Raw genomic sequence first — 16652 nt, 5'->3', positions numbered from 1 at the left:
AGACTCTGTTTGGGTTGACTCAATTGATTATTTTAAAAAGCGTTGGTAACCAAGATTGTTGGTAATTTCCACGTATGGATAAGTAATACTTTCCAATGTTTCAATCAAGCCATCTGGATTCTGTTTGGCATCGCTGGCTTCTAAACCGACCAAAACGCGACCTTCGGCAGCACCGTGGTTACGGTAGTGGAATAGGGTAATGTTATGGGTTGGCCCTAAACGCTCAAGGAAAGTGAGCAATGCGCCAGGACGCTCTGGAAACTCGACACGGAACAAGCGCTCATTTTCTAAATCTGCATGACCACCGACTAAGTAGCGAATGTGTAGTTTTGCAACTTCATCATCAGAAAGATCATCGACATCATATTGAGTCTTGAGTAACTCATGAATGTCATGGCGTTCTTTTTCACCACTTTTTAGGCTAATGCCTACAAAAACTTGCGCGGCAGATGCATTGCTTGCACGATAGTTAAACTCGGTGATGTTACGACCTTGTAGCGCACGGCAGAATTTGAGGAAAGAACCTTTTTCTTCTGGAATAGTTACTGCAAAAATCGCTTCTTTGTGTTCACCGAGTTCTGTACGTTCTGCGATATAGCGTAAACGGTCAAAGTTCATGTTTGCACCGCAAACAATTGACACCATATTTTTACCGTGAATATTGTGTTCTTCAACGTATTTTTTAATACCTGCTAAAGCCATCGCACCAGAAGGTTCGACAATGCTACGACATTCGTCATAAGTATCTTTAATGGCTGCACAAATTTCGTCAGTGTTCACCAGAACGACTTCACGCTCAACAATAGGCCCAGAGTTGTCTGATTTTTGCAGTTGTAATACTTCAAATGGTTTTTCACCAATTTGTGCGACGGCTGTACCATCTGCAAATAGACCAACTTGAGGTAGAATCACACGTTCATTGGCTTCAAATGCTGCTTTTAAACAAGCCGATTCGTCATATTCAACAGGAATAATTTTCACATGCGGTGCGACATCACCTAAATATGCAGCGATACCTGCAATTAAACCACCGCCACCCACAGCAACGAATACATATTCGACATCACGCCATTGACGTAAAATTTCATTGGCAATGGTGCCTTGACCCGCCATCACCAGTTCATCGTCATAAGGTGGAATAAAGGTCATACCTTCATCTTTAGCACGTTGAATGGCATATTTATTGGCAACATCAAATGAGTCACCATGTAGAATAACATCACCACCTAAACGTTTTACGGCTTGCACCTTAATATCAGGCGTGGTTTTTGGCATAACAATAATGGCGTGAATACCTAACTTTTGACCAGATAAAGCCACGCCTTGAGCATGGTTACCTGCTGAAGCAGTAATAACGCCACGTTCCAACTGAGATTTCGGTAATTGACTAATGCGGTTATACGCACCGCGTAGTTTGAAAGAAAAGACAGGTTGTAAGTCTTCGCGTTTAAAGCGAATGTTGTTGTTTAGCTTTTCACTAATTCGTGGCGCTGCTTCGAGTGGGGTTTCGATTGCAACGTCATACACCGTTGCTTGTAAAATTTGTCGAACCAAACGAGACAGCATGTTAATTTTCCATCTAACAGTTTAAAATAGGCGCTTATTGTAACAAACCCCTACACATTTGCGTTTTAAAATTGCGCAAAACGTGAAAAAAAGTTGAGTGATGTCATGAGTCTATATGCAACCCAAGATGAGAAAAAACAAGCAGCAGCGAAAGCCGCTTTAAAACACTTACCAAAAGGTGGCATTTTAGGGGTAGGTACAGGCAGTACCGTTAATTTTTTAATTGAGCTTTTACCAGAACTTCAACTTGAAGCGGCTGTTGCAAGCTCAGAAGCAACGGCAGAGCGTTTAAAGAAACTTGGCATTGAAGTGGTTGATATGAACCATGTCGGTGGCTTAGATGCCTATGTAGATGGTGCCGACGAAATTGACCGTCATATGCATATGATTAAAGGTGGTGGTGCTGCATTAACTCGTGAAAAGATTGTGGCATCAATTGCAAAGAAGTTTGTGTGTATTGTTGATGATTCAAAATGGGTTGAACAATTGGGTCGTGAGTTCCCATTACCTGTAGAAGTGATTCCTATGGCACGTTCTGCTGTGGCACGTAAAATCGTGAGCTTGGGTGGTGATCCAGTTTACCGTGAAGGTGTAGTGACAGATAATGGCAATGTGATTTTAGATGTTTATAACTTAAATATTCTGAATGCACTTGAACTTGAAAAAACCATCAATAACATTCCAGGTGTGGTATGTAACGGTATTTTTGCTTTAAACAAAGCGGATATTGCTATCGTTGCTACAGACAATGGTATTGAAGAACGTACTGCGGTTTAATTTTAAATCTCCCCAGCCCTCCTTTTTGAAAGGAGGGCTGGGGAGGATGATTAAATAAAAGAATAATATTAATGACCTTAGCAGACGTACCTGAAATCCAAATCACTCATCATGCTCGTGCAACGCGGTTACGTTTACGGGTTGAGCCTACTCAAATTCGCTTAACCGTTCCGAAGTTTTGTAGCCAAAAACAAATACAGGCTTTCTTGAGTGAGTCTGAGCAATGGATGCAAGAAACATGGAAAAAACAACAAAATAAAATGGGGCAGCTCGATCGAAGCCTACCGATACAATTGAACCTGTTTAATCTAGAGCAACCTTTACCAGTTATTTATAAAACACAAAAGCAATCTTTTATTTTTGATGAACAAAATCATCAGCTTTGGGTGAGTGATCGACAGCCTGAACAATATTTAAAAGCTTTTATCATTGCTTATGCAAAGCAGCATTTACCACTTTATTTGGCACAAGTTGCTGGTGAGACGGGGTTGCAATATTCGCAGTGCAGTATTCGACAACCTAAAACGCGTTGGGGGAGTTGTAGTGCGAAGCATGACATTATGTTGAATAGTGCTTTGGTTTTGTTTCCTATGGAAATTACACGCTATGTGTGTGTGCATGAATTGGCTCACACCGTTTATTTTGATCATAGTGCTCATTTTTGGGCAAAAGTCACTGAGCACGATCCAAACTTTAAACAGCATCGCCATACCTTAAAAAATACAACATTACCCTTTTGGTGGTTCTCTTCTTAAAATACCTAAATTTTACGATGTGATTGATATGGTCGATTTGAGTTTGAATGAGTAAATAAATCATCTACACTGCGGTTACTTTTAGTACAAATTTTTGGTATTGGACGTGAATCTTACAGATACCCATTATTTTATATTAATTGTTCCAGCTTGCCTGATCTTAATGGGAAGCTTGTTTTTAATATGCCATTATTTTTATCAGGCTCCAAAATATTTATTTTGGCTAGGTCTAGGTTATATCGTGCCTTCTTTTTCAGTGGCAGCACAAAGCTTTATGTCTAATTTGGAGTTGGCTTTGTATGCGCCGTTACTGGGAGGAATGTATTTATTTGGGGCTTGGGCGAGCGCCTATGCAATGGCCTTAAGAAAAAAAGCCCATGCACATTCGTATTGGTGTTTTGGTTTAATTGCGATAGCACTATTGTTGCTGAGCTATTTTTCATATGTAGACAATGAATTGTGGATCAGGATGTTGATTCTTAATTCTGCTATCGCAACAGTAGAGTCGTTGGTTTTATTTTCGATATTTAGGCATTATCAAGATGTTGATATCTTAAATAAAATTGTAGATTTCTCTTATTTTTTCATTGTGATCTATACCTTTACACGCAGTTTAATTATTTATCTATTTTTAAGTAATATTGAAGCAGATATGCTTGTTACCTCCGTTTGGTGGTTAATGATGCTTGCCGCAAGTATTTTTTTAAGTATGTGGTTTGCGATTGTTTTATTGGGAACCTTGGCGCGAGACATTATTCATAAGTTGAATGATGAGCGTTTGAAAGACCCATTGACCAATTTATTAAATCGACGTGGTTTTTATGAAAAGGCAAAGTCAGTACTTTCATGCATATCTCAACACAGCTATTTTTTGCTCATGTGTGATATTGATCATTTTAAGCGTATCAATGATCAACATGGGCATTTGATTGGCGATAGTATTTTGCAACAGGTTGGGCAGATTATTCGAGAAAATGTTCGAGATCAAGATTTGGTTGGGCGTTTTGGTGGTGAAGAGTTTATTCTGCTTCTACAGGTAGACGACCAACATCAGGCTTATACAATTGCCGAACGTATTCGGGTCAATATAGAAACTAGTCAGTTATCAGTCAGTAAAATATCAGTGACTGCCAGTTTTGGTTTAGCGCAGATCTTTGAGCAAGATTTTATACAGGCAATAGGTGTTGCTGATCAACTATTGTATTCCGCGAAGCGATCTGGACGGAATTGTATAGGTTTGGATCATACCAAAGTGATTTCTCCCTGCATCGAATTAAAGCTTTAACAACACTAAAACATAGAAAATCCAAGTAAAACAGTTTAGAAAGCCTCAACTTCCTGTCATACTACGCAGTTACAAAATGGCTGCTTTTGAATAGGGGTAAAACGCGTGATTTCAGTAGGTATTGTTGGTGGAACAGGTTATACAGGTGTTGAATTATTGCGCCTATTGCTTCGACATCCAAATGTACAAGTCAATGTACTGACATCACGGACTGAAAATGGGCGCCGTGTCGATGATATGTTCCCGAGCTTACGTGGACATACAGACCTGAAATATTCAGACTTAAATATCGAACAATTAAAACAGTGTGATGTGGTGTTTTTTGCGACACCGCATGGCGTAGCCATGAAGCATGCCGAAGAACTGGTTGCAGCAAATACCAAAGTAATTGATTTAGCAGCAGACTTTCGTTTGCAAAATTTGGTGCAATTTGAAAAATGGTATGGCATGCAACATGCTTGCCCTGAACTGCTTAAAGATTCGGTCTATGGTCTATCAGAACTGAACCGCGACAAAATTAAGCAGGCAAATGTCATTGGTAACCCAGGTTGTTATCCAACAACGGTACAGCTTGGCTTAGCACCATTGTTTAAGCATAGCGATACATTGGTTAAACCTGAGAGTATTATTATTGATGCGAAATCAGGTGTTTCTGGTGCTGGACGTAAAGCCAGTATGGGCATGATTTACACTGAAAACGCTGATAACTTCAAAGCTTATGGCGTAGCAGGACATCGTCACCATCCTGAAATTGTAGAAGCATTAGAAAATATTTCAGGTCAAACTGGTGTTTTTGATCAGATCTTATTTGTTCCGCATCTGGTACCTATGATTCGTGGCATGCTCAGTACCATTTATGTGGATTTGACGGATGCTGGTGCTGCTGTTGATTTACAAACATGGTATGAACAATTCTATGCAAACGAAAGTTTCATCGATGTAATGCCTGAAAATAGTTCACCTGAGACTCGTTCAGTGCGTGGAGCCAATCAATTGCGTATCGCTCTTTATAAGCCACAACCTAAGAAATTGGTGGTTTTAGTGGCGCAAGATAACTTGGTCAAAGGTGCTGCTGGTCAGGCTGTTCAAAATATGAACTTAATGTTCGGTTTTGCTGAAACAGCAGGACTAGAAGGCATTGGTTTATTACCATAAAACTTATTAAATATCTTCACACACATTTAAATTTAGATTTAAATGTGTGTTTTGAATAATTCAAAACAAGAGATGACGATGCAGAATACTGACTCGAACACTACGTCACAATCGAATGAACCTGTCAAAAAGCCTTTTCTTGAAACCAATTTACCTTTAGTGATTGGTGCTGCCGTTTTGGTGCTCGGAAGTGGTTTTATTGGCTATTCGGTAGGGCATCGGCAGGGTTTAACAGTGGTTGGTTATGATGCAGATGCCGAACAACTGGTTGAAGTTGTACAAAAGCAAAAACAAACGCTTGAAGGCTTAAACAAAAGCATGAATACCGCGGTACAAGAGCGGGATGTTGCGGTAAGTAATTCAAATGATTTATTCACGGCACTCAATCAGGCGAAGGACAGTGAAAATCAGGCCCGTGGTTTGGGTGCACTTTATCGTGAAGTGTTGCGCCAACGCGGTGGTCTAAGCTTAACTGTACAGAACCTAAGTATTAAGCCTTTACCTGAAAATGCTTTTGAATATCAGCTAGATTTAGTGCAAGTCAGCCCAAGTAAACGTAATACTTCTGGGGAGGTAGAGTTACGTCTCATTCAAGGTACTGACGTTTTGGTTGTTCCAATGGAAGATAAAAACTTTAATTTTGATGAATACGAGCGTTTGACTGGGCGTTGGACAATGCCTAAGGGTTTTACCCCACAATTTGTAGAAGTTCGTTTAACTGGAACGAATACACCTGTAATTAAACGCTTTAGTTGGGCTAAAGGGAATGCAGTAGAATCACCATCTGCCAATATTTCTGAAATTCCTCAAGCTGAAGCGAATGCCCAATAGTTGTAATTATATCTTATGCGAAATTCGAAACGCCAAATTTGTCTAAACGACATTAAAAGTAGTTTTTATCAGTCTGGTTTAGTGGACTGGCATTTTAATCCTCGTTTAGTGGATGAGCCTCAGCACGATGAGCATGGGGATGTTGCTGTACAAACTGCGCCACCCGAATTAAAGCGCCCATCTTTGTATGCTGTCGTTTTAATGAACGATGATTACACCCCAATGGACTTTGTAATTGAAATTTTACAACAATACTTTGCAATGAATCTTGACCAAGCCACTCAAGTAATGTTAACAGTACATTACGAAGGTAAAGGTGTTGCAGGCGTATATCCAAGAGACATCGCGGAAACCAAAGCGAACCAAGTCAATAATTACGCTCGATCTCAAGGTCATCCACTACTTTGTCAGATTGAGCCAAAAGATTAAGGGGGTTACATGCTCAGTCGTCAATTGGAAGTATCATTACGTTTGGCTGTAAGCATGGCTCGTCAAAAGAGACATGAGTTCTTAACAGTTGAACATTTATTATTGGCATTACTAGACAATGACTCTGCTGTGAATGCATTAAAAGCATGCGGCGCAGATATCATCGTCTTACGGAAAGAATTAGAAGAATACGTAGAACAACATACTCCTAAACTTGGTGAAAACAGCGATCAAGCACCGCACCCAACTGAAAGTTTTGATCGTATTCTGCAACGTGCCATTTTCCACGTACAATCGAGTGGCGGTGATCGTACTGTAGAAGGGGCAGATATTTTAGTGGCAATGTATTCCGAACGGGATTCATTTGCGGTTTATTTATTAAAACGTCATCAAATTAATCGTTTAACTTTAACGCAATACTTGTCGCATGGTACGCGTAAAGATGAAGTCCAAGTTGAAGAAGAAGCCGAGGAGTTGGATGGGGAGTCCGCATCTTCAGCCAATGCAGGTCCATTAGAGCTTTACACGACCAACCTGAATCATGAAGCACAAAAAGGCAAAACTGATCCGCTCATTGGTCGTGAAAAAGAAATTGAGCGCGCGGCACAAATTTTATGCCGTCGCCGTAAAAATAATCCATTACTCGTTGGTGATCCTGGTGTGGGCAAAACTTCTATTGCAGAAGGTTTGGCTTGGCTTATTGTTAATGGTAAGGCACCAAAGCCACTCGCAAATGCTGAAATCTTTAGCTTAGATATTGGTGCCTTGGTTGCTGGGACTAAATATCGTGGGGATTTCGAAAAGCGTTTAAAACAATTGTTAAATGCATTGAAGAAAAGACCTGAAGCTGTCTTATTTATTGATGAAATTCATATGATTATTGGTGCTGGCTCAAGTATGGGTAGCACTATGGATGCATCGAATTTAATCAAGCCTGCTTTAGCGAATGGATCGTTACGTTGCATCGGTTCAACCACATTCCAAGAATATCGCCAAGTGTTTGAAAAAGATCATGCACTTTCACGTCGATTCCAAAAAATTGATGTCAATGAGCCATCAATTTCTGAAACGATTGATATTTTACGTGGCTTAAAATCTAAATTTGAAGATTTCCACCACGTGAAATATGACGATAAAGCACTGGTCTCAGCGGTAGAGCTGTCCGCGAAATTTATCAATGATCGCTTCTTACCAGACAAAGCGATTGATGTAATTGATGAAGCTGGTGCACAACGTCGTTTGAAAGCTGAACAAGATGAAAGCTTGATTACTGTTGAAAATATTGAAGATATTGTTTCGAAGATTGCTCGTATTCCACCGAAAACAGTATCCAAAGATGATAAAACGGTACTCGAAAATCTTGAACGTGATTTAAAACGTGTGGTATTTGGTCAAGATGAAGCAATTGACGCATTATCTTCTGCCATTAAATTGTCACGTGCTGGTTTAAAATCTCCAGACAAACCTGTCGGAAGTTTTGTGTTTGCTGGCCCTACAGGGGTGGGGAAAACAGAAGTCACAAAACAGTTGGCAAAATTGTTAGGTGTTGAACTGGTTCGTTTCGATATGTCGGAATATATGGAACGCCATGCGGTTTCACGTTTAATTGGTGCACCTCCAGGTTATGTTGGTTTTGACCAAGGAGGCTTGTTAACCGATGCAATTCATAAGAATCCACATTGTGTATTGTTACTCGATGAAATTGAGAAAGCACATCCAGATGTCTTTAATTTGTTATTACAAATCATGGATCATGGCTCATTAACGGATAATAATGGACGTAAATCTGATTTCCGTAATGTGATTTTGGTACTAACCACCAATATTGGTGCAGAAAGTATTTCACGCGTTAGTATTGGTTTTATGGAGCAAGACAATAGTCGTGACAATCAGGAAGCCATGAAACGAGCGTTCTCACCAGAATTCCGTAACCGGCTTGATGGTGTAATTCAGTTTAAAGCACTTCCAACCACCGTGATTGAGAATGTGGTTGATAAGTTTTTGACTGAATTACAAGCGCAGCTTGATGATAAGAAAGTCATGCTTGAAGTCGATCAAAGTGCACGTGAGTGGATGGCAGAGCATGGTTATGACCGCTTAATGGGTGCTCGACCAATGCAAAGACTTATTCAAGAGCATTTGAAAAAGCCACTTGCTGAAATGATTCTGTTTGGTGAGTTGGCAGAACATGGCGGTAACGTTGCGGTTTCTGTTAAGGTGGAAAATGGCGAAGCCGTTGGTTTAAAACTTGAAGTTTTTGAAGATCAAACTGCTGAACCTGCATAAAATAGCACCTTGTTGAACATCAATAGCCCGTGTTAACACGGGCTATTTTTTGTTTAAACTTTTAAAATGCCTGTTTAAATAGACTGATATCGCGAAAAAAGCTTTATGGATTATCCAATTTTTAAAATTTTGACAACCTTTTTTTTATTTGCATTGACAGCTATTGCTGAAATTTTAGGTTGCTACTTTCCCTATTTAATTTTGAATCAAGGTCGTTCACATTGGTTGTGGCTACCTACAGTATTGAGTTTGGCTATTTTTGTGTGGTTACTGACTTTACATCCTACGGCATCGGGGCGTATTTATGCGGCTTATGGTGGGATCTATATTTTTTCGGCACTCATGTGGTTACGATATGTCGATCAAGTTATGCTTTCGAGATGGGATGTATTGGGTGGGGCAATTGTATTGATTGGGGCTGCAATCATTATTATGCAACCCCAAGGACTCATTCGTTAAACTCAGTTATTCAAAATTACAATCTGAATTCTTTAAATTAAGTGCATAACTTTTTTGTTCTGCCGTCAGTTTAATTTGAACTTGATATGGATTTACTCTTTGGAATTGGTGCTCAAAAAATTTCGGACAACTATGAACTAATGTTTTTTTCATCATTTCATGGACTTGATCATCACCAATATCTTGTGCAAATTGTTTAAAGTCTGGAGAGGTAATAAGCCCCGAGATTTCCATGTGGTTTGCATATAAACGCATTTTTTCAATTACGATGTTCTGGTCGAGTTGGTAAGGCATCGTACGAGAATCTTCATCACTAATATAATCAAGAATTTCATTTAGGGCCGTTGTATTCTTAATGGTGTAATTTTGGTCGACAATTTTTTTCTTTAATAAATATTGATCTAAATCTGTAGGTTGTGCCAAAGCAATCATGGAGAAGGTAGTGGTGAATACACCAAGAATAATCTTTTTTAGTAGCATGTGTTTAAATCACTTATAGACTTTATGGTTTTGATTATATCGTTGCTGGCATAAAAAAAGCACCCAAAGGTGCTTTTTTTATGCGTAATTTTTCTAGTCTTTTTTTAGGTTTTCATTAATGAGAAATTCAACCAATGCCTTTTGAGCATGTAAGCGATTTTCTGCTTCATCCCAGACTACAGCATTTAAATGGTCTAGCATGGTTTCAGAAATTTCTTCACCACGGTGGGCAGGTAGGCAATGCATGAATAAACAGTCAGGGTGAGCGAGGTTCATTAAGCGTTCATTGACTTGGTAATCAGCAAAAGCTTTTTCACGGATTTTTTGCTCTTCTTCTTGTCCCATGCTTGCCCAGACATCGGTCACGATCAAGTCAGCATTGACTGCTGCATCTTCGGCAGAGTCTACCAATTCAACACAATGAGCAAATTCAGATAAGAATTTCTCCTGTGGTTCATAACCTTTCGGCGCAGCAATTTTTAATTTGAAGCCCCACATATGTGCAGCTTCGATATAAGAATTACACATGTTATTGCCATCACCAATCCAAGCAACGGTTTTACCTTCGATTGAACCACGATGTTCTAGGAAGGTTTGCATGTCGGCAAGTAATTGACATGGATGATGGTCATCTGTCAAAGCATTAATCACAGGGACTTTTGAATAAGAAGCAAAACGTTCAACAATATCGTGTCCAAAAGTTCGGATCATGACAATATCTAACATGCTTGAAATAACACGTGCTGAATCTTCAATAGGTTCGCCACGACCGAGTTGGGTATCTCGTGGAGATAAGAAAATTGCACTGCCCCCAAATTGGCCCATTCCAGCTTCAAACGAAACGCGTGTACGGGTGCTCGATTTTTCAAAAATCATGCCCATAACTTTACCAACGAAAGGTTGAAAAACTTCGTTGTCGTGCTGTTTTCGTTTCAATTCGATTGCACGATGCAAAATTTGGTTGAGTTCTAAAGTCGATAAATCGCGTAAAGTAAGAAAGTGACGTAGAGCCATGGTTACTCCACAATAATTGCTGTTTCATGTACAACAATTAGTTGTTGGTTGGTTAAAAGAAAAGACTAACAGTTATATACTAAAAATGTCTGGAAATGCAAAAAAACTAGGCTTTTTGATGACCGTCTAAGAAGCGGTCGACACAATAATGAATATATTTTAAGTTTTCTTGCTCATTTTCTTGTACATAGATATTCATTAGCACTTGCCATTCTAAATTACGTACGATCCCAAAAAAGAGTTGGGCAGAATATTGTGGTTCTTCGCATGTAATGAGCCCGAGCGCATGAGCTTTGGTTAATATGCAAGCAATCGCATTTTGAATATGTTTTGGACCTTGTTCATGGATATGTTGAGCAAGCTGAGTGCTGCGCTGGGTCTGCTCCATAATGAGACGAAAGAACGAGGCATTTTCAGGTAAGACAAGATGAATTTGTAAATGTAGTAAAGTTTGAATGAGATAATGACGTAAGTCGTCTTTCTCTATATCGAAGGGCATACAAATATCTTTAAAAAACTGCTCGCGACGGTAGTCACAGATTGCGGTAAATAGACCTTCTTTGTTGCCAAAATACTTGTAGATCGATGCTTTGGAGCCACCCGCATGGTTGACGATATCGTCCAATGAAACAGCATCATAGCCATGTTGTAAAAACAACTCATTTGCACTTAATAAAAGTGCAAGACAACGCTCATGCCCACGTTTGGTATGTGGTACATCGCGTGCGAGAGGTTCTAAATCTGCTATATCTTGCATGTTTTTGAAAAGTATCTATAAAAATCACTTGAAATTATAGCAAAAGTTTGTGTAAATTTACTTAATCCATAGTATTTATATGTATTTCTCATGTTATGAGATTAATTAATAACACTATATTTATATATGTTGTTCTTGTGCATTAAAATTTAGATTGCTTTGCTTATAACATGGAGAAACTTTACTCCATGTTATATTGTTATTTAACTTGTTGTGCTATTGAATCAATTAAATTTATTGTGCAATGACTTTGACTAAAATGGTTTGACTTTCTTCAAAATCATCTTGAATTTGTTTACGCTGTAATTCCTTACTTTTCACTTTGAAATCTCGATTTTGAAAGTGAATAACTAACGGAATTTGATCAAAATATTGGCTATCTGCATCTAATTCATCTTCAAACAGTGGTGTGCCAAGCTGGTAATCTTTACTTTTTAAAACCACATATTTGACGGTTGTTTTCATTGTAATCTCTGCCTTTGTTTCTATGCTTTATTTTTAGTTGTATCAGTTTTTAAGCGCGTAATAAACCGTTATGCTTTGAATTTGACTAGGAATTGCACAAATAGCACTTTAAATGGCGTCATGAGGTGTAATGGGGAAATTATGCTCAAGCAATGTTGTAATGAATTAGAGCGCCAACAGCTCAAAATAGCATTCATAGAAAGTGCCAGCTCTGGTTTTTTATGCAGCCAATTTTCTATTTATAAACATAGCGGTGCTGAAATTTTATTGGGAAGTTTGGTCTGTTACGATCCAAGTATTAAACTACAAGTGTTGCATATTGCCCCAAAATTAATTGAGCAGTATACAGCTGAGTCAGCAGAGGTTACACGGGCTTTGGCAAATGAGGGGAAAAAACTATTTACTAAAGCCGATGTGATTGTGGCTTGTACAGGTTTATTAAAACCTGGTGGTAGTGCAACCACAGAAAAACCAGAAGGGACTTTTTTTATTTCAATTCTTTTTTCTGGGAAATTACATGATTATCGTTATTTGATTACAGGGACGCCACAACAAAGATTAAATGTACTGACAGAAAAAGTCGCAGTGTCGGTTTTGTTATTAATCACGATGGACAGTAAATTGTCTGCGAAGTAAGAAAGATTAGAGGTTTGGCTAATAATGTTTTATTTTTGTCTATAAATGTCAAAATTTGTCACACTTTTGGGTTGTAAATGTAGCTTAAACGTGTCTAAATAAGACTACCTCTTAATAAATGGGGGTGGGGTATGAAAGCTTTAGAATTATTAATAACGTCATCGTCGGTTCTGATGTTGATGGTTGTAGTTTATGCCTTTGGGCAAATGATGCATTAACGACTTTGAAAATATCATCTTATTTTTAAAAGTCAGATAAACCCTAGTTTTATAACTAGGGTTTATTATGTTGTAGGGTATAAAAAGAACAGCTTCTTTTTTTAACTCCACCAATAACGCAAAATATGAAAAAAAATTGGTGCTGAGAAGCAAATTGAATCTATGCGATCTAACATGCCGCCATGACCATGAATAAGTTGTCCCCAGTCTTTAACACCGCGGTCTCTTTTAATTGCAGACATGACCAAACCGCCAAAAAAGCCAAAGATACAAACAATCAATCCAATGAGTGCTGCTTGCCAATAACTAAAGGGTGTGAGCCATTTCATAAGAATGCCTAGCCCTGTTGCCAAGAACATACCGCCTAAAAGACCTTCAATGGTTTTAGATGGTGAAAGTATCGGTGCAACTTTATGTTTTCCAAACAGTTTTCCGCAGACATATTGCAGTACATCAGAGACTTGTACCACAATAATCAGCCAGATGGCTAACCAGATTTTTTCGCCTTGAAAGCCGGGCAATTTTAAATTGATAAGTGCTGGAACGTGCGAAATACAAAAGACGCAAACCATGAGTCCCCATTGGATTTTAGCACTTCGCTCTAAAAAGTGTTTGGTGTCTTCCTGTTTCAAGCTAGCGATTGGAATTAAAAGAAAAACATACAATGGAATAAAAATGGAATATAGACCGTACCAATCGATATAAACCAAATAATATTGATAAGGAATAACAAAATAAAAAGCGATCAATAATGGAAAATAATCACCACGGCGTGTAGGCAGTAGACTAATAAATTCTCTAAGTGCAAAAAGTGAAATAAGGGCAAAGAGCAGAATAAAGGTCACTTTTCCCATTAATATTGCGGTAGCAAGCACAACGAGCATGACCCACCAAGCATTGATTCGCGCATTTAAATTATCGATGACTGGTGAAACTTGCTGGGCGGTACGTTGCTTTAATACCCAACCGATGGTTGAAGCAAAGATAAGAATTCCAGTGAAAATCGCAAAGAGTAAATAGGTTTGCTGTAAGTTGGTTACGGTCATTGGAACTCAACCTCTTTCAATTCTAATAATGCTTTCTGGGCTTGTAATAAGAAGTCATTTTTATCTGTATGGGCTGTGAATGTTAATGGAGCACCAAAAATCACAGTCGATAATAAGGGTAATGGGACTAAAGCCCCTTTGGGCATGACACGTTTAAGGTTGGAAATCCAAACAGGGATGACTTCAACTTCTGGAAATTGTTGACTTAAATGATAAAGCCCGCTTTTAAAGGGTAATAGTTCCACATCATCATTTAAGTTACGCGTTCCTTCAGGGAAAAAAATAATAGAATCGCCTTGCCGAAGGACATTTTTTATTGGTTCAAGTGGATCTGACTGCCCATTATGATTCCTCTGAATCGTTACACCTGTAAATGTGTCATGAATGAGAAAACGGCGAAAGCCATCTTTTAGCCAATAATCTGAAGCTGCTACTGGTCGAGTTCTACGGCGGATAGGCGTTGGTAATGATGACCACAGTAAAATAAAATCGATGTGGCTATTGTGATTGGCATAGTAAATTCGCTGTTTGGTGGCAGGTTTACAACCGATCCATCGACTACGTGCACCGGTTAATAGTCGTGCGCTACGCCGGGTTAAAAAAGCAATAAAACGTGCCAGTGACTGAGAAAGAAAATGGGCTTTATGATCGGTTTCAGTTGAGGAAGAATTTGTACTTTGCATAACGTCACCGAATTTTATTTTTGTTGTAATAAAAATATCATGAGCGATATTAAAACCATATATTGGCATAAAACTATAACAACATGAAGCTTGAATAAGCGCATACAGCCCTGAATACGGGCATCCCAACTACGCTGTTGCTTTTTAGCAGGAATGAGTCCTAATTCGAGTAAACTCTGGTCAAGTATTTGCGTTTTTTGTGCTATGGATTGTGCATCTTCAATGTGCTCTGAGTTAGTCCCTATCAAACTTAACAGTTCGGCATCGAGCTTAATTCGAATACTGAGATAATGTTGTAATAGGCATAAAACAAAAATAACGATGAGAGAAAGATAAACGCCAATCGACTGCCAAGCATAAAAAAAATAGCACAGAACAGATAAGGTAAATGCGACATAGCCTGCATGACGTATACCGTCTGTATTTTGTAGTAACTTGGCGACAATCAGTAATTTCATGTCTTGACCTGCTGTAAATATTGTTTTTGATAGCTATCTATCGCTGCGAGTTGCTGAGTGTTCAGTACAATCCAAGGTCGAGCCTGACGAATGATTTGAATGGCATCATCCACTTGATGGGCATGCCCAGTTTGGAGCAGCCATGCAGCAAGTATACTGCTACTACGTGAATATCCTAAGGCACAAAAAATCAGAACTTTCGTATTACCGTATTGTGAAGACATCAGTTGATTCAATGCTTGCACTGCCAGATTTAGCTGTTGTGCTTGTAATGGAATGAGGTCAAGACTTAGATATTGCTGATAATCGTGTAGTGGTTTTAAAGGAAGTTCAGCGCAACAGTCAAATAAACCTTCATACTGCTGCATGTGTTGAGTTGAAGGAATTCTGCCTAGAAAAATCTGAGTGTTCTCTTTGGTCAGAATTAAAGAATCGTTGGGATGTGTTTTGGTCCAGATACGGCTATTGAGTTTTGCGAAAAGAAAATAAGGCGCAAATAAAATCCACGCTGCAATGCTCATCGTGCCATCGGGTTGTTTCTGAAAAAAATGTGGACGATTGAGGCTATAAGCGCAAGCAACCAAGAATAAACTACTTGCGGGATAAGCCAACCAAAGCATCCATCCTTTAAAAAACAGAGCTAAAAATGTCAGAAGGCATGCTGCAATAAGATAGTAACTGCCTAACTTGAAATGCTTTAAAGTTCGCTGTTGTACTTTTTGTGTTTGTAATGGAGATGATGCATACAACGGAAATAACCACAAACAGAATGCCCCAATCCAAATGCCAGTCGGGATATCAATAAAATGATGCTGCCAAGTAGTTAGTACAGAAACACCAATCAGAAAACTCCAAAGATCGACAATCCAGCGATACGAGGACGTTACATGGCGACGATAGAAATCCCACAAGATCATTAACAGGACAATGTGTAAGGACGGAGCTTGATTAAACGGTTTATCAAAACCCATCAGAATATCAAACCAAACACCGAAGAAGCCTTGTAGTTCGGGGCGCTCAAAACTGAATTTCAGTGGAAATAATAAAAAACAGCCAATAGAAATGAGTTGTGCGCTGAACAGGCGTAACACATGCTGTTTGAGTTCAAATTTATTCCAGCACAGCAGCAACGAGAGTCCATAAAACAAGTCGATTGACCAATAGGGAACAATCGTCCATGGCCATAGCGGAATATGTTTTTCCCAAGAGAACACAATGCTTGGAACGTAATTCAGCCCCGCAGCATAATGATTGGCAAAGCCGTAACTTAAAAAGAAAAAAGGGGCAAGAAATAACAGGCAGAGTATTCCCCATTTCCATGTACCTGCCTGCTGTGTGAGTGCCTGCATAGA

At 39.0% G+C, this 16652-nt stretch carries 18 protein-coding genes; 9 read left to right on the top strand and 9 right to left on the bottom strand.

From position 1 onward, the window contains the following. Positions 1-27: 27 nt before the first annotated feature. Positions 28-1566, bottom strand: a complete 1539-nt coding sequence (gene ilvA, locus E0H82_RS13420; RefSeq protein WP_131265259.1) for a threonine ammonia-lyase, biosynthetic — start codon at positions 1564-1566, stop codon at positions 28-30. A gap of 105 nt (positions 1567-1671) precedes the next feature. Between ilvA and rpiA the strand changes: the two genes are divergently transcribed. The 8 genes from rpiA (at position 1672) to E0H82_RS13380 (ending at position 9543) form a co-directional block, all read left to right on the top strand. Continuing rightward, positions 1672-2343, top strand: coding sequence for a ribose-5-phosphate isomerase RpiA (rpiA, locus tag E0H82_RS13415; protein ID WP_016167805.1), 672 nt, complete (start codon positions 1672-1674; stop codon positions 2341-2343). 71 nt (positions 2344-2414) lie between these two features. Continuing rightward, entirely contained in the window at positions 2415-3098 is a 684-nt protein-coding gene (locus tag E0H82_RS13410) for a M48 family metallopeptidase (protein ID WP_131265258.1), read from the top strand. A gap of 163 nt (positions 3099-3261) precedes the next feature. Further along, the gene (locus E0H82_RS13405) at positions 3262-4383 is read left to right on the top strand and encodes a GGDEF domain-containing protein (RefSeq protein ID WP_131265315.1); all 1122 of its coding nucleotides are present in this window, start codon (positions 3262-3264) and stop codon (positions 4381-4383) included. 105 nt (positions 4384-4488) lie between these two features. Continuing rightward, on the top strand, positions 4489-5538 hold the full coding sequence (gene argC, locus E0H82_RS13400) for an N-acetyl-gamma-glutamyl-phosphate reductase (protein WP_131265257.1): 1050 nt from the start codon (positions 4489-4491) through the stop codon (positions 5536-5538). Positions 5539-5616: 78 nt separating this feature from the next. Beyond that, a complete protein-coding gene (locus E0H82_RS13395) occupies positions 5617-6369 on the top strand; it encodes a DUF6776 family protein (protein WP_131265256.1) in 753 nt (250 codons plus the stop codon). A gap of 15 nt (positions 6370-6384) precedes the next feature. Beyond that, the gene (gene clpS / locus E0H82_RS13390; protein ID WP_131265255.1) at positions 6385-6798 is read left to right on the top strand and encodes an ATP-dependent Clp protease adapter ClpS; all 414 of its coding nucleotides are present in this window, start codon (positions 6385-6387) and stop codon (positions 6796-6798) included. A gap of 9 nt (positions 6799-6807) precedes the next feature. Continuing rightward, on the top strand, positions 6808-9084 hold the full coding sequence (gene clpA / locus E0H82_RS13385) for an ATP-dependent Clp protease ATP-binding subunit ClpA (RefSeq protein WP_131265254.1): 2277 nt from the start codon (positions 6808-6810) through the stop codon (positions 9082-9084). A gap of 105 nt (positions 9085-9189) precedes the next feature. Beyond that, complete coding sequence (locus E0H82_RS13380; RefSeq protein ID WP_131265253.1) at positions 9190-9543, top strand: YnfA family protein; 354 nt, start codon at positions 9190-9192, stop codon at positions 9541-9543. 6 nt (positions 9544-9549) lie between these two features. Here E0H82_RS13380 and E0H82_RS13375 read toward each other — a convergent pair whose 3' ends face one another. From E0H82_RS13375 to E0H82_RS13360, 4 genes are all read right to left on the bottom strand, one after another. Then, positions 9550-10023: a hypothetical protein gene (locus E0H82_RS13375; protein WP_131265252.1), complete on the bottom strand. Its 474-nt coding sequence runs from the start codon at positions 10021-10023 to the stop codon at positions 9550-9552. Positions 10024-10116: 93 nt separating this feature from the next. Then, on the bottom strand, positions 10117-11037 hold the full coding sequence (gene argF / locus E0H82_RS13370) for an ornithine carbamoyltransferase (protein WP_131265251.1): 921 nt from the start codon (positions 11035-11037) through the stop codon (positions 10117-10119). Between the two features lie 106 nt (positions 11038-11143). Beyond that, positions 11144-11794: a TetR/AcrR family transcriptional regulator gene (locus E0H82_RS13365; protein WP_131265250.1), complete on the bottom strand. Its 651-nt coding sequence runs from the start codon at positions 11792-11794 to the stop codon at positions 11144-11146. 234 nt (positions 11795-12028) lie between these two features. Then, positions 12029-12259, bottom strand: coding sequence for a hypothetical protein (locus E0H82_RS13360; protein ID WP_131265249.1), 231 nt, complete (start codon positions 12257-12259; stop codon positions 12029-12031). 141 nt (positions 12260-12400) lie between these two features. Here E0H82_RS13360 and E0H82_RS13355 point away from each other — a divergent pair, with 141 nt between their 5' ends. After that, positions 12401-12895 (top strand): CinA family protein, encoded by a 495-nt coding sequence (locus E0H82_RS13355; protein WP_131265248.1) that lies wholly within the window; start codon positions 12401-12403, stop codon positions 12893-12895. 319 nt (positions 12896-13214) lie between these two features. On the opposite strand, the gene E0H82_RS13350 is transcribed toward E0H82_RS13355, so the two are convergent. The 4 genes from E0H82_RS13350 to E0H82_RS13335 are packed head-to-tail and all read right to left on the bottom strand — an operon-like array spanning position 13215 to position 16649. After that, entirely contained in the window at positions 13215-14159 is a 945-nt protein-coding gene (locus E0H82_RS13350) for a phosphatidate cytidylyltransferase (protein ID WP_131265247.1), read from the bottom strand. Further along, the gene (locus tag E0H82_RS13345) at positions 14156-14842 is read right to left on the bottom strand and encodes a lysophospholipid acyltransferase family protein (RefSeq protein ID WP_131265246.1); all 687 of its coding nucleotides are present in this window, start codon (positions 14840-14842) and stop codon (positions 14156-14158) included. Before E0H82_RS13345 ends, E0H82_RS13350 begins: the two co-directional genes overlap by 4 nt. Positions 14843-14856: 14 nt before the next feature. Further along, complete coding sequence (locus E0H82_RS13340; RefSeq protein ID WP_131265245.1) at positions 14857-15300, bottom strand: hypothetical protein; 444 nt, start codon at positions 15298-15300, stop codon at positions 14857-14859. Continuing rightward, entirely contained in the window at positions 15297-16649 is a 1353-nt protein-coding gene (locus E0H82_RS13335; protein ID WP_131265244.1) for a phosphatase PAP2/dual specificity phosphatase family protein, read from the bottom strand. The genes E0H82_RS13340 and E0H82_RS13335 overlap by 4 nt, the downstream gene beginning before the upstream one ends. Positions 16650-16652 lie beyond the last annotated feature (3 nt).

It is taken from the genome of Acinetobacter sp. ANC 4910 (genome assembly GCF_004331035.1).
Lineage (GTDB): Bacteria > Pseudomonadota > Gammaproteobacteria > Pseudomonadales > Moraxellaceae > Acinetobacter.
The sequence above is the reverse complement of the archived record's forward strand: the minus strand, read 5'-3'. Positions and strand labels throughout refer to the sequence as shown.

What these genes read in the sequence shown, in the direction of transcription:
- E0H82_RS13380 (WP_131265253.1), top strand. Translation starts at nt 9,190, where the DNA reads ATGGATTATCCAATTTTTAAAATTTTGACAACCTTTTTTTTATTTGCA.
- E0H82_RS13350 (WP_131265247.1), bottom strand. Translation starts at nt 14,159, where the DNA reads ATGACCGTAACCAACTTACAGCAAACCTATTTACTCTTTGCGATTTTC.
- E0H82_RS13405 (WP_131265315.1), top strand. Translation starts at nt 3,262, where the DNA reads ATGGGAAGCTTGTTTTTAATATGCCATTATTTTTATCAGGCTCCAAAA.
- E0H82_RS13410 (WP_131265258.1), top strand. Translation starts at nt 2,415, where the DNA reads ATGACCTTAGCAGACGTACCTGAAATCCAAATCACTCATCATGCTCGT.
- ilvA (WP_131265259.1), bottom strand. Translation starts at nt 1,566, where the DNA reads ATGCTGTCTCGTTTGGTTCGACAAATTTTACAAGCAACGGTGTATGAC.
- argF (WP_131265251.1), bottom strand. Translation starts at nt 11,037, where the DNA reads ATGGCTCTACGTCACTTTCTTACTTTACGCGATTTATCGACTTTAGAA.
- E0H82_RS13365 (WP_131265250.1), bottom strand. Translation starts at nt 11,794, where the DNA reads ATGCAAGATATAGCAGATTTAGAACCTCTCGCACGCGATGTACCACAT.
- E0H82_RS13335 (WP_131265244.1), bottom strand. Translation starts at nt 16,649, where the DNA reads ATGCAGGCACTCACACAGCAGGCAGGTACATGGAAATGGGGAATACTC.
- E0H82_RS13345 (WP_131265246.1), bottom strand. Translation starts at nt 14,842, where the DNA reads ATGCAAAGTACAAATTCTTCCTCAACTGAAACCGATCATAAAGCCCAT.
- E0H82_RS13395 (WP_131265256.1), top strand. Translation starts at nt 5,617, where the DNA reads ATGCAGAATACTGACTCGAACACTACGTCACAATCGAATGAACCTGTC.
- clpS (WP_131265255.1), top strand. Translation starts at nt 6,385, where the DNA reads ATGCGAAATTCGAAACGCCAAATTTGTCTAAACGACATTAAAAGTAGT.
- E0H82_RS13375 (WP_131265252.1), bottom strand. Translation starts at nt 10,023, where the DNA reads ATGCTACTAAAAAAGATTATTCTTGGTGTATTCACCACTACCTTCTCC.
- E0H82_RS13355 (WP_131265248.1), top strand. Translation starts at nt 12,401, where the DNA reads ATGCTCAAGCAATGTTGTAATGAATTAGAGCGCCAACAGCTCAAAATA.
- E0H82_RS13360 (WP_131265249.1), bottom strand. Translation starts at nt 12,259, where the DNA reads ATGAAAACAACCGTCAAATATGTGGTTTTAAAAAGTAAAGATTACCAG.
- E0H82_RS13340 (WP_131265245.1), bottom strand. Translation starts at nt 15,300, where the DNA reads ATGAAATTACTGATTGTCGCCAAGTTACTACAAAATACAGACGGTATA.
- rpiA (WP_016167805.1), top strand. Translation starts at nt 1,672, where the DNA reads ATGAGTCTATATGCAACCCAAGATGAGAAAAAACAAGCAGCAGCGAAA.
- clpA (WP_131265254.1), top strand. Translation starts at nt 6,808, where the DNA reads ATGCTCAGTCGTCAATTGGAAGTATCATTACGTTTGGCTGTAAGCATG.